Source organism: Streptomyces sp. NBC_00234 (genome assembly GCF_036195325.1).
In the GTDB taxonomy this organism is placed as follows: Bacteria; Actinomycetota; Actinomycetes; order Streptomycetales; family Streptomycetaceae; genus Streptomyces.
The window spans coordinates 1,685,447-1,697,304 of record NZ_CP108101.1 but is presented as its reverse complement, the minus strand read 5'-3'; the positions used below and the strand labels follow the sequence as shown (position 1 = coordinate 1,697,304).

13 protein-coding genes are annotated in these 11,858 nt (G+C 72.2%); 6 read left to right on the top strand and 7 right to left on the bottom strand.

Features of this window, described 5'->3' with window-relative positions:
- The first annotated feature begins 42 nt into the window (after nucleotides 1–42).
- Complete coding sequence (locus OG230_RS07320; protein WP_328909309.1) at nucleotides 43–507, top strand: GNAT family N-acetyltransferase; 465 nt, start codon at nucleotides 43–45, stop codon at nucleotides 505–507.
- 36 nt (nucleotides 508–543) lie between these two features.
- Nucleotides 544–1,647 (top strand): methyltransferase domain-containing protein, encoded by a 1,104-nt coding sequence (locus OG230_RS07315; RefSeq protein WP_443051509.1) that lies wholly within the window; start codon nucleotides 544–546, stop codon nucleotides 1,645–1,647.
- A gap of 55 nt (nucleotides 1,648–1,702) precedes the next feature.
- On the opposite strand, the gene OG230_RS07310 is transcribed toward OG230_RS07315, so the two are convergent.
- Both OG230_RS07310 and OG230_RS07305 read right to left on the bottom strand, forming a co-directional pair.
- Entirely contained in the window at nucleotides 1,703–2,203 is a 501-nt protein-coding gene (locus OG230_RS07310; protein ID WP_328909308.1) for a DUF402 domain-containing protein, read from the bottom strand.
- Nucleotides 2,184–3,104 (bottom strand): GNAT family N-acetyltransferase, encoded by a 921-nt coding sequence (locus tag OG230_RS07305; RefSeq protein WP_328909307.1) that lies wholly within the window; start codon nucleotides 3,102–3,104, stop codon nucleotides 2,184–2,186. The genes OG230_RS07310 and OG230_RS07305 overlap by 20 nt, the downstream gene beginning before the upstream one ends.
- 69 nt (nucleotides 3,105–3,173) lie before the next feature.
- Here OG230_RS07305 and OG230_RS07300 point away from each other — a divergent pair, with 69 nt between their 5' ends.
- Nucleotides 3,174–3,548: a GntR family transcriptional regulator gene (locus OG230_RS07300; RefSeq protein ID WP_328909306.1), complete on the top strand. Its 375-nt coding sequence runs from the start codon at nucleotides 3,174–3,176 to the stop codon at nucleotides 3,546–3,548.
- A 68-nt stretch (nucleotides 3,549–3,616) separates the two neighbouring features.
- Here the strand turns inward: OG230_RS07300 and OG230_RS07295 are convergent, their stop codons facing one another.
- On the bottom strand, nucleotides 3,617–4,711 hold the full coding sequence (locus tag OG230_RS07295) for a DUF5925 domain-containing protein (protein ID WP_328909305.1): 1,095 nt from the start codon (nucleotides 4,709–4,711) through the stop codon (nucleotides 3,617–3,619).
- 198 nt (nucleotides 4,712–4,909) lie between these two features.
- Between OG230_RS07295 and OG230_RS07290 the strand changes: the two genes are divergently transcribed.
- Nucleotides 4,910–5,716, top strand: a complete 807-nt coding sequence (locus tag OG230_RS07290; RefSeq protein WP_328909304.1) for an SGNH/GDSL hydrolase family protein — start codon at nucleotides 4,910–4,912, stop codon at nucleotides 5,714–5,716.
- Nucleotides 5,717–5,747: 31 nt separating this feature from the next.
- On the opposite strand, the gene OG230_RS07285 is transcribed toward OG230_RS07290, so the two are convergent.
- Complete coding sequence (locus OG230_RS07285; RefSeq protein WP_328909303.1) at nucleotides 5,748–7,382, bottom strand: serine/threonine-protein kinase; 1,635 nt, start codon at nucleotides 7,380–7,382, stop codon at nucleotides 5,748–5,750.
- Between the two features lie 275 nt (nucleotides 7,383–7,657).
- Here OG230_RS07285 and OG230_RS07280 point away from each other — a divergent pair, with 275 nt between their 5' ends.
- On the top strand, nucleotides 7,658–7,921 hold the full coding sequence (locus tag OG230_RS07280) for a hypothetical protein (protein ID WP_328909302.1): 264 nt from the start codon (nucleotides 7,658–7,660) through the stop codon (nucleotides 7,919–7,921).
- A gap of 46 nt (nucleotides 7,922–7,967) precedes the next feature.
- On the opposite strand, the gene OG230_RS07275 is transcribed toward OG230_RS07280, so the two are convergent.
- From OG230_RS07275 to OG230_RS07265, 3 genes are all read right to left on the bottom strand, one after another.
- Complete coding sequence (locus tag OG230_RS07275) at nucleotides 7,968–9,164, bottom strand: CaiB/BaiF CoA transferase family protein (protein WP_328909301.1); 1,197 nt, start codon at nucleotides 9,162–9,164, stop codon at nucleotides 7,968–7,970.
- 70 nt (nucleotides 9,165–9,234) lie between these two features.
- Entirely contained in the window at nucleotides 9,235–10,062 is an 828-nt protein-coding gene (locus OG230_RS07270) for an ABC transporter permease (RefSeq protein ID WP_443051508.1), read from the bottom strand.
- Complete coding sequence (locus OG230_RS07265; protein ID WP_328909300.1) at nucleotides 10,059–11,027, bottom strand: ATP-binding cassette domain-containing protein; 969 nt, start codon at nucleotides 11,025–11,027, stop codon at nucleotides 10,059–10,061. The genes OG230_RS07270 and OG230_RS07265 overlap by 4 nt, the downstream gene beginning before the upstream one ends.
- A gap of 63 nt (nucleotides 11,028–11,090) precedes the next feature.
- Here OG230_RS07265 and OG230_RS07260 point away from each other — a divergent pair, with 63 nt between their 5' ends.
- Nucleotides 11,091–11,801, top strand: coding sequence for a TetR/AcrR family transcriptional regulator (locus tag OG230_RS07260; RefSeq protein WP_328909299.1), 711 nt, complete (start codon nucleotides 11,091–11,093; stop codon nucleotides 11,799–11,801).
- Nucleotides 11,802–11,858: the final 57 nt, after the last annotated feature.

Sequence of the window (11,858 nt, the reverse complement as noted above, 5' to 3'; positions counted from 1 at the left end):
TCACCCGGTACGACACGGGCGGCCCCCTCGTACCGTGACCCCATGACAGCTGCCCCGGCCGACGGGATCCGTGCCGCCACCCCCGCCGACGTGCCCGCCGTACGGGCCGTCATCGATGCCGCGTTCCGCCACTACATCGCCCGCATCGGCGTCGTCCCGGCCCCCATGGAGGCGGACCACGCGGCGGACGTCGCCGCGGGACACGTGTACGTCACCGGCGCCCCGGACGTCGTCGGCGTGCTGGTCCTCGTCCCGCACGAGGACCACCTCTTCCTGGAGAGCATCGCCGTCCACCCGGACGCGGCGGGCCGGGGGGTCGGCCGGCGCCTTCTCGCCTTCACCGACGCCCACGCGCGCACCCTCGGCCTCCCCGAGGTCCGGCTCTGCACGAACGCCCTGATGTGGGAGAACCAGAAGATGTACCCGCGGTACGGGTACGAGCTGGTGGAGCGGCGCGTGGACGGACCGTACGACCGCTTCCACTACCGCAAGCGGCTCACGGACTGACCGCCGTTGTCAGTGGCGGCTGACACCATCGGACCCATGACGACGATCGACTGGGATGCCGCCGCCGAATCCTTCGACCAGGACCCCGACCACGGGCTGCTCGACCCCGCGGTCCGCGCGGCCTGGGCGCGGCGGCTGGAGACCTGGCTGCCCGGCACGGACTCCGACGTCCTCGACCTCGGGTGCGGAACCGGAAGCCTTTCGCTGCTCGCCGCCGAACAGGGCCACCGGGTGACGGCCGTTGACGCCTCGCCGAGGATGGCGGACCGGGCCCGGGACAAGCTCGCCGGGACCGGCGCCGAGGTGCTGGTCGGGGACGCGGGCCGGCCTCCGGTCGGTGACCGCCGGTTCGACGTGATCCTGGCCCGCCACGTGGTGTGGCTGCTGCCCGACCCGGCGGGCGCCCTGCGCCACTGGTTCGGTCTGCTGCGGCCCGGGGGCCGGCTCGTGCTGGTCGAAGGGGTCTGGGGCGGCGCGGGCATCCCGGCCGGGCGACTGACCGGGCTGCTCGCACCGCTCGCCGAGCGCGTCCACCACGAGAGCCTCTCCGGCGACCCGGCCCTCTGGGGCAAGCGGGTCGACGACGAGCGGTATGCCGTGCTCGCGCACATCCGGCCGCCGCACCGGCACAGCGAGGTCGTCGACGTCCATCTCGTCCTGCGACGCGGCTCCGAGGTCCTGCTCGCCCGCCGCGCCGGCACGGGATACGCGGACGGCCTGCTCCACGCGCCGTCCGGTCACGTGGAGGGCGGAGAGGACGTCCGCGAGGCGATGATCCGTGAGGCGGCCGAGGAGATCGGTGTCGTCCTGGACCCGGCCGAGCTGCGGGTGGCCCTGGTCATGCAGCACCGGGGCCCCGGCGGTGCCCCGCGCATCGGCTGGTTCTTCGAGGCGGAGTACGACCCGGCCCGCCCGCCGCGCAACGCCGAACCCGACAAGTGCTCGGAACTGACCTGGGCCGAACTGGACGCCCTCCCCGACGACATGGTCGCCTACTGCCGCGCGGGGCTGGACAGCTACCGGGCGGGGGAGCGCTTCCTGATCCACTGGCACGAGGACGGCGACCCCGTCGCGTACGAGGCACGGGGCCCGCGACGGGCGGTTCCACTGACGCCGAGCGGCGGGGGGACGAGCCGCTGACCCGAGCTGTCCGGTGGCCCAGTCGGCCTCGGCCACCGGACGGCCCGGTGTTCGCCTACGGGGCCAGCAGCCCGGTCAGGCCCTCCGTGCGGGCGAGGTGTTCCAGCTCGTCGAGGGCCAGGCTCGCCGCCCGTGCCGCCTCCGGGTCCCGGTCGGCCAGGCCGCTCTCCTCGAACTCGTCCTCGTCCAGGCGGAGGACGGACGAGCCGTCCGCCGACACCCACAGGTCGAGATCCAGGTCCTCGACCAGCAGTTCGCCGTCGCGCAGCACGGCCGGGCGGGTCACGTCGCAGTACCAGCCCTTCAGCCCTCCGTCTCCGGTGCGGACCTCCTTCACCGCGAACCAGCGGTCGCGCCAATAGTGCTCGGTGAAGACATCGCCCGGCTCGAACCGTACGAAGCCGAAGTCCCGGACTCCGGGCGCCGCCCAGGGCGCCCGTACCGTCACGCGGTTGCCGTCGTCGCGGACCAGGTCCGCCGGGTAACGGATCTTGGTCCGGCCCGCCTTCGTGAGGGCGACGACCAGGCCGGCCGGCTCAGACGAACGTACGGACATGACGTACCTCCGTGGCACAGATCTCGTAGCCGAACCAGGTGTTGACCGCCAGCATCGGGGCGTTGTCCGCGTCGTTGCCGGTGTAGGCGTCCGTGTATCCCGCGGCCCTGGCCCGGTGCAGGGAATCGTTCTTGACGAGCTTCGCGAGGCCCCGGCCGCGGTAGGCCCGCCGGGTGCCGGTCATGCCCGAGGAGTAGCGGGTCAGTCCGTCGGTGGTGGCCGCGCTGAAGGCCGCCACCGTCCCGTCCACCACCGCGACCGAGGTGAGTTCACGGTCCAGGCCGGGATGGCGCCAGGTGTGGTTCAGCCAGTCCTCGTAGTCCGTGAGCTCCATGGGGGTGTCGCTCGGCTCGTCCGCCGTGACCTCCGCGTCGGCCTCGAACAGCTGTCGCGGGTCGTCGGCGAAGTCGGCGGCCGTACGCAACTCGACCCCGGCGGGAACCTCCTGGCGTGCCGGCAGGGTGCCGTTCGCCAGATCGAGGTGGAGGAAGTGCGCCGGCCGGCTCGCCACATAGCCGCGCCTGCGCGCGAACTCACGGTTGGCCGGCTCGTCGAGCACCCATGTGTAGACCGCGACCGCGCCGGTCTCGGCCAGATATCCCTCGGCGGTGCTCAGCAGCAGGGAGCCCGCCCCGCGCCCGAGACGGTCCGGGCGGGTGTACGGATTGCAGAAGCCCTGACCGGGCTCCGGAGTGTCGTAGGAGATGCCGACCTGCGCCGTGCCGATGATCTCCCCGTCCTCCTCGGCGACGAGCAGGCGGTACCGCTTGTCGGGGTGCGCGCTCGCCAGGTCGAAGGCGACCTGCTCGGCGGTGGTCACCATGTACGGCAGTGCGGCACGCCGCACCTCCACCCACGCTTCCGCGTCGGCGGGCCGGAAATCGCGAACGATCACAGTCATGCGCCGGAGGCTACGCGGAGCGCGCCGCAGGACGCCTCCGAATTTCCGGCGGTGGGGGACAATCGTGCGGTGACCCTGAAGATCGCTCTTGACCCGGACGCCGCCACCGCACCGTACGAGCAGGTGCGCACGCAGATCTCCGAACAGGCCCGCTCCGGCGCCCTGCCCGTCGGCTACAAGCTGCCGACCGTACGCGGCTTCGCCGAGGAACTGGGCCTGGCCGCCAACACCGTCGCCAAGGCGTACCGGGCGCTGGAGGCCGACGGGGTGATCGAGACCCGTGGCCGCAACGGCACCTTCGTCGCCGCGGCGGGGGACGCGGCGGACCGCAAGGCGGCGGCTGCCGCGCAGGAGTACGCGGAACAGGCGAGGCGGCTCGGGCTGTCGCGGGCCGAGGCCCTGTCCCTCGCCGAGGACGCGGTGCGGGCGGTCTACGTGGACTGACCGGCGTGGCGGGGGCCGCGCGTGCCCTCGACCGCCGGGCGGGCACGATTCCCCGCCCACCGGGGGAGTCAGAGGTACAGCCCCGAGTCCGCGCCCGCGTCCTGCTTCGGTACCGACGCGGGACCGGTGCCGCGCCGCAGGGCGTACAGCTCGGCGAGCGTCGTGCCCTCCCGGCCGAGCCCCTCGTCGCCGCCCAGCCACGAGACCGACTCCTCGCGGGTCAGCGGACCCACCTCGATCCGGGCCAGGCAGCGGCCGGGCCTGACGACCGCCGGGTGGAGCCGCTCCAGGTCCTCGTTGGTGGTCACCCCGACCAGCACGTTGCGCCCCTGGCCCAGCAGACCGTCCGTCAGGTTCAGGAGCCGGGAGAGCGCCTGGCCCGCCGTGTGCTTGGCCTCGCCGCGGATCAGCTCGTCGCAGTCCTCCAGGAGCAGCAGCCGCCACCGCTCCTTCGAGGTTCCGTCGTCCTCGCCGATCGCGATGTCCATCAGATAGCCGACGTCGTTGAAGAGCCGCTCCGGATCGAGTACACAGTCGACCTGGCACCAGTCCCGCCAGGACCGGGCGAGCGTACGCAGCGCGGAGGTCTTGCCCGTGCCGGGAGGGCCGTGCAGCAGGAGGAGCCGGCCCGCGATGTCGTCGGGGGTGACCTTCATCAGGCTGTCCATCGCATCGGCCACCGGAGCCGTGTAGTTGCGGCGGACGTCCTCCCACGTCCCGGCGGCGATCTGCCGGGTGGTGCGGTGCGGGCCGCGGCGGGGAGAGACGTACCAGAAGCCCATGGTCACGTTCTCGGGCTGCGGTTCGGGTTCGTCCTGGGCACCTTCCGTCGCCTGTGACAGGACTTTTTCGGCCAGTTCGGGACTGGTCGCGGTGACCGTGACATCGGCGCCGCGGTTCCACCGGGAGATCAGGAGCGTCCATCCCTCGCCCTCGGCGAGCGTGGCGCTGCGGTCGTCGTCGCGCGCGGCCCGCAGTACCGAGGCGGCCGGGGGCAGCAGGGTCGCCGCCTTCTTGACGCGGTCGAGGGAGGAACTGTGCGAGTACGGCTGCTCGCCCGTCGCGAAACGGCCGAGGAACAGCGCGTCGACGACGTCGGCCGGTGAATCGCTGTCGTCGACATTGAGCCGGATCGGCAGAGCGGACTCGGGGTTGGCAGACATGGCGACCATGATCCGGCACGGGGCCATCCGGTGCACCCGTGTTTCGTCAGCCCGTGCCGTGCGCACTGCTCCGACGTGACGCGGAATCAAGGGGGCGTCATGAAGCACTCGTCCAATGTTCTTGGCATGAACACTTCCAAAGATGCCGGGGGTACTGCTACCACGGAGTAACGCAGAAACCCTGCTCACGGAGGTCCCATGAAAATGTCCAGACTCGTGGCGTTCTCGTCCTCTCTCCTGTTCGGCGCAGTCCTCGCCCTCACCGGGGCGGGCGCCGCTCAGGCCGCCGCATCGGCGGCCGGCGACTACGTCGCGCTCGGCGACTCCTACTCGTCCGGAGTCGGCGCCGGCAGCTACATCAGCTCCAGCGGCGACTGCAAGCGCAGCACCCGCGCCTACCCGTCGCTGTGGGCCGCCGCCAACTCGCCCTCCTCGTTCGCCTTCACCGCGTGCTCGGGCGCTCGCACGAACGATGTGACGGCCGGCCAGCTCGGCCCGCTGAACTCCTCGACCGACCTGGTCTCGATCTCCATCGGCGGCAACGACGCGGGCTTCGCCGACGTCATGACCACCTGCGTCCTCCAGTCGGAGGCCACCTGTCTCAGCCGGGTCGCCACGGCCCGCGCCTACGTCGACTCGACCCTGCCCGGCAGGCTCGACACGGTGTATTCGGCGATCAGCGCCAAAGCCCCCGCGGCCCACGTCGTCGTCCTCGGCTACCCCCGCTTCTACCAGCTCGGCGGCAGTTGCATCGCCGGCCTCAGCGAGAACGAGCGCGCCGCCATCAACGGCGCCTCCGACTACCTCAACGCCGCCACCGCCAAGCGCGCCGCCAACCACGGCTTCACCTTCGCCGACGTCAGGCCGCCCTTCACCGGTCACGAGATCTGCTCCGGCAGCGCCTGGCTGCACAGTGTGAACTGGCTGAACATCGGCGAGTCCTACCACCCCACCGCGGCCGGACAGTCCGGCGGCTACCTGCCGGCCATGAACGCGGCGGACTAGCCGCACCCGCACCCGCACGCGCACCGCTCGGTCACTGCCCGGCCGACTCCTCGGCCGTCGGGTGGGAGGCTCCGTCCGTCGGGGTCTCCCCCTCGCAGGTCACCGTGTACTCCACGCCGTTCGACGTGACGGCGACGGGAGCGCGGACCTCCAGGACGACCGTCCCCCGGTAGGTGGTCCCGGGCGGTTCGTCCTGCAGGTACGTCAGCTCCGTGTGGGACACCTGCTTCGTCCTCCTGTCGCCCGCGGCGAAGTACAGGGACTTCCAGCCCGGGTCGGAGCCCGTCCCCTCCTTGAGGGTCCAGCGGTACTCGACCGTCACCGGCGTACGTCCCACCGTGACCGCCGCGCTGACCGCCGGTGCCAGCTCCCGCGGTGGCGGGCACGCGCCCTCGTAACGGCCGCGCACCGCCGTCGCGTACACCGTCACCGACTGAGGTCGCTCCGTGGTTCCGCCGTGGCCGCCGCCCTCGTCCGTTCCCCCGCCGCCGCCCCGGCGGGTGCTCGCGGGCGACGTCCCCGGAGTGCTCGCGGCAGGCTCGTCCGGGGTGCTCGTGACCGCGGCCGGAGCACTGGTCGTCGCGCCCGCGCCCGTGGTTCCCGGGTCCTTCCCTTTGTCGTTCGTGAGTGCCCATACGATCGCGCCCACCGCGAGCAGTACCGCCATGCCCAGGGCCGCAGCCGCACCGGCCCGGCGCGGGCCGCCGGGAGGCGGAGGGCCGGAAGGGTGGGGTACGGGGGTGGGCGCCGTGCGCGGTCCGGAGCCCGGCAGGGGTGTCATCGCCGTCACGGTCGGGCCCGACGGGCCGGACGCCTGCGGGACGACCGTCGTCCGGGTGCTCCCGCCGGCCACGGCCCGCAGCAGACGCTCGGCCTCTCCTGCCTCCAGCCGTTCGGCCGGATCCTTGCGCAGGAGGGCCTCGATGACCGGTGCGAGCGCACCCGCCCTGCGTGGCGGCGGCAGTTCCTCGTCGACCACGGCACGCAGGGTGCTCAGAGGGGTGTTCTGCCGGAACGGGGAGTTGCCTTCGGTCGCGGCGTACAGAAGCACTCCGAGCGACCAGAGGTCGGATTCGGGCCCCGGCGTGCGCCCCAGCGCGCGCTCCGGCGCAAGGAATTCCGGTGAGCCGATCAGCTCGCCCGTCATGGTGAGGGCCGACGACCCCTCCACCACGGCGATGCCGAAGTCGGTCAGTACCACCCGGCCGTCGTTGCAGAGCAGGACGTTGCCGGGTTTCACGTCACGGTGCAGCACCCCGGAGTCATGGGCGCCGCGCAGGGCCGCCAGGACCTCCGCGCCGATGTGCGCCGCCCGCTGCGGCGGCAGGGGGCCGTCGGCGTCCAGCACCTCGGAGAGCGAGAGCCCCCGGACGAGCTCCATGACGATCCACGGCCGCGCGTCCTCGGTGGCCACGTCGTACACGGTCACGACGTTGCGGTGCGAGATCCGGGCCGCCGCCCACGCCTCCCGTTCGAGGCGGGTGCAGAGCCGCTGCACGTCCGGGCCCGGGAGCCCGGCGGGCGGCCGTACCTCCTTCACGGCGACCTCGCGCCCCAGTACCTCGTCGCGCGCCCGCCAGACGACGCCCATCCCGCCCTGGCCCAGGGGGCCCAGCAGGCGGTAACGCCCCGCGATCACTCGTTCGTTGCCCGGCACTTCGCTCACGGTGATCCCCCATCAGCAGCGGCGGCGGCAGCACGGCGAAACCCTTCCAAGTTAGCTCAACCCGGCCTCCGCGATGCCCCCTTGTGCATGAGTGGTCCTGTTCGAGTCCGAGCGCCCGCATGTCCAACTCGCCCTGGAATCGGCGGGATTCGGTAACTGGTCGTCAACCTCCGTATACGTGTGCGCAATCATTGGGCCGGGATACACGCGTGCCGCCAGGGGGCGATAGGGTTAACCTGCCCGGGCCGGGTGCCCTCGTACGGGTGGGGAGTGACATGGAACAGATAACGGTGCGCAGCAGGCCGCGTGTGCCTGCCATCACGTGTGGGAGCAGTGCGACCAGCACGCGCCTCGACCGCCATCTCGCGGTGCTCGGCGGTCCCGCCGTCCCGCAGCGCGAGTCGGCGGAAGCGACGCTGCTGATGCGCGAACTGACCTCGCGCGACGCCGCGCACACCCGCCGGAGCAGGAGCGCGCGTGTCTCGCTCTTCGCGCCGCTGCGGCGACTGCGACGCTCGCTCTTCGGCAGCCGCCGCTGACCCGACGGCATGTCACCACTGATCCGGCCCCGCCGCTCGGGGCGGTTCAGGCGATCACACCGTCCCGGCGCAGCGCTGCAGTCTGCTCGTCCGTCATCCCCAGGGCCCGCAGGGTTGCGTCGGTATGTTCTCCCAGCGCCGGTACGGCGCCCATCCGCGGCTCCGCCCCGCCCGGCAGCGTGATGGGCGGCAGCAGCGCGCGCAACGCCCCGACCGGTGACTCCACTTCCCGCCACCGGTCCCGGGCGGCCAGCTGGGGATGTGCCGCGACATCGGCCACGGTGTTCAGCCGCGCGCAGGCGATTCCCGCCCCGTCCAGCCGTGCGAGGGCTTCCTCTCCGGTCAGTGCGCCCAGCGCCCGCCCGACCACCGCGTCCGTCCGCTCCCGGTTCGCGGTCCGGGCCGTGTTCGTGGCGAAGCCCGGATCGTCCGCCAACTCCGGCTGCTCCAGTACCTGTTCTGCCAGCCGTCGCCACTCCCTGTCGTTCTGCACGGAGAGCAGTACCCGTTCACCGTCCGCCGTGGCGTAGGCGTCGTACGGCGCGATGACGGAGTGAGCGAGCCCGGTGCGTGCCGGGGGTTCGCCTCCGTGCATCCCGTGGTGCAGGGGATGGCCCATCCACTCCGCCAGCGCGTCGAGCATGGACACCTCCACCGGGCCGCCGCGTCCCGTGGTGGCGCGCCGCAGCAGGGCGGCGAGCACGCCCGAGAAGGCGTACATCGCCGCCGCGATGTCGGCGGCGGGTACACCGGCCTTCACCGGCTGCCCGGGGGTGCCGGTGACCGACACGAGGCCCGCCTCGCACTGGACGAGCATGTCGTAGGCCCGCTTGTGGGCGTACGGTCCCTCGGCCCCGTACCCGGAGATGTCGACGGCCACCAGGCGGGGGTGCGCGGCGCAGAGCGTGGCGGCGTCCAGGCCCAGCCTGGCGGCGGCTCCCTGGGCCAGGTTCTGTACGAACACGTCGGCGCCCTCGACCAGTTGGCGCACGACGGCGAGACCGCGGGGGTCCTTGAGATCGACCGCCACGGACTCCTTGCCGCGGTTGCACCAGACGAAGTGGGAGGCGAGGCCCCGGGCCGCGGTGTCGTAGCCGCGGGCGAAGTCGCCGCCGTCCGGGCGCTCGATCTTGACGACCCTGGCGCCGAGGTCGGCCAGTTGCCGCGTGGCGAAGGGGGCCGCTACGGCCTGCTCGACGGCGACGACGGTCACACCTTCGAGGGGGAGGGGCTGAGTGCTCATGAGTACCGTACCTATCCTGTACGCGGCACTTCTGTCATCCCGTCCGCCCCCGCCCGCGGGCGTTCGTGGTTCAGTCCGTGCCGCGTGCGTACCGGCGCACGGTCAGCGGGACGAACACGGCGAGCAGGACGGCCGACCAGGCCAGCGTTCCCGCCACCGGGTGCGCGACCGGCCAGGCGGCGCCCTCGGCGGGGGTCGCGTTGCCGAAGAGGTCGCGGGTGGCCGAGGCCAGGGCGCTGATCGGATTCCACTCGGCGACGGTGCGCAGCCAGCCCGGCATGTTGTCCGTCGGGATGTACGCGCTGGAGAGCAGCGGCAGGATGAAGGTCGCACTGCCCAGCTGTCCCGCGGCCTCCTCGTTGCGGATCAGCAGGCCCAGCCAGTAGCCGGCCCAGGACGTGGCGAAGCGGAAGAGCAGCAGCAGCCCGTACGCCCCGAGTGCGGCGCCCGGGCCACCCTCGATCCGCCAGCCCGCCGCGAGCCCGACGAGCATGAGCGGGATCATGCCGACGGCCGTGGTCAGCACCTCGGCGACGGTGGAGCCGAGCGGTACGGCGGCCCGGCTCATCGGCAGCGTACGGAAGCGGTCCATCACCCCGCGGTCGCAGTCCTGCGCCGCCTGGAACATTCCGGTCATGAGGCCGTTGGCCGCTGTGGCGGCCAGGAGGCCGGGCACCAGGAAGGAGCGGTACTCCTGCCCCGGGACAGCCAGTGCGCTGCCGAACACATAGCCGAAGAACAGCAGCATCGTGATCGGCATGGTCTGGGTCAGGATCAGTACGCCGGGCGCGGCTTTGATCTTCTGCAGATGGCGGACCACCATGGCCAGGCCGTCGGCGGTCAGGGAGCCCGTGACGGGCGCCGGGTTCTGCTCGTGGACCAGGGTCGTGGCACTCATGCTGCCGGCTCCTTCGGTGCGCGGACGTCGCCGTTGTCGGTCAGACGGAGGAATGCCTCGTCGAGGGTGGGCGGGCGCAGGCTCGCGTCGATCACCGGGACTCCCGCGGCGTCCAGTTCGCGGACGATGCGCGGCAGCGTGAGGGTGGGATCCGACGCGACGACGCCGATGGTGCGGTGCTCGTGGTCGAGCGTCGGTTCCGCGCCTGTCAGCTGGTCGAGCACGGCCGCCGCGGCCCCCAGCGCCGACTCGTGTGCGACGACCACCTCCGCGTAACCGCCGATGAGGGACTTGAGTTCGGCCGGGGTGCCCCGGTGGGCGGCCCGGCCCCGGTCAATCAGCACGATGTCGTCGGCGAGCTGGTCGGCCTCCTCCAGGTACTGCGTGGTCAGGAGGACCGTGGTGCCGCGGCCCGCCAGTTCGCGTACCGCCTCCCAGATCTGGTTGCGGCTGTGCGGGTCGAGTCCGGTCGTCGGCTCGTCGAGGAAGAGCACCTGCGGGCGGGTGAGGAGGCCGGCGGCGAGGTCGAGGCGGCGGCGCATGCCGCCCGAGTAGGTGCGGGCGGGGCGGTCGGCCGCCTCGGTCAGCCCGAAGCGTTCGAGGAGCTCGTCGGCGCGGGTGCGGCCCGCCGGGCCCCGGAAGCGGAGCAGCCGTGCGAAGAGCCGGAGATTCTGGCGGCCGGAGAGCTCGCCGTCGATCGAGGTGTTCTGCCCGGTGACTCCGATCGCCGCGCGCACCGCGGCGGCCTCGCGGACCACGTCGTGGCCGGCGACCCGCGCGCTGCCGGCGTCCGGGCTCGTCAGCGTGGTGAGCAGCCGGACGGCGGTGCTCTTTCCCGCCCCGTTCGGCCCCAGCACGCCGCAGACGGCGCCCTCGGCGACGGCGAGGTCGAGCCCGCGCAGGGCGTGGACGTCTCCGTAGTGCTTCTCCAGACCCTCACTAAGTACAGCGTACGTAGTTGTCATGGGCCTACCGTAGCGCACTACGTACGGTGTACGTAACTACGATGGTGAGTGAGGTGATGACCGATGGCGGGGCGACCCCCTCTACCCGAAGTGATCTGGGCGCGCCCCGAGCGTGCGGGCCGCGGGCCCAAGCCCGCGTTCAGCCGTGCGGACATCGCGGCTGCCGCCGTGCGTATCGCCGACGCCGAGGGCCTGGACGCGGTGTCGATGCGCAAGGTGGCCGCAGAACTGGGCTGCGGCACGATGTCGCTCTACAACTACGTGCCGCGCAAGGAGGACCTGTACGAGCTGATGCTCGACGCGGTCAGCGGCGGGTACGACCTGCCCGAGAAGCCGTCCGGCGACTGGCGCGCAGACATGACGGCGCTCGCGCACCAGGCCCGCGCGATGATGCACCGCCACACCTGGGTGCCCCGTCTGATGTCACCGGTCTACGGATTCAGCCCGAACGTGCTGGCCTACATGGAGTACACGCTGAGCATCCTGGACGGGCTCGATGTCCGGTTCGGCGAGAAGATGGAACTCATCGCCATGGTCAACGGCGTGGTCACCACCTACACGGCCAACGAGATCGCCACGGCCGAACGCAGCCGCTCGCTGCCCTGGACCGAGGAGCAGGAGCACGCGGCCCGCACCAACTATCTGATCAGCCAGATCATGACCGGCAAGTACCCGCGCCTGGCGGCCGGGTTCGCCGAGGACTCCGGGCCGATCGATCTGGAGGGCGTCTTCGACCGGGCGCTGGGCCGCGTACTGGACTCGTTCGAGCCCTAGGGCCTCTCGTCAAACTGCCGTCTGCCGCAGACGGAAGTTTGACGACAGGCCCTAGCG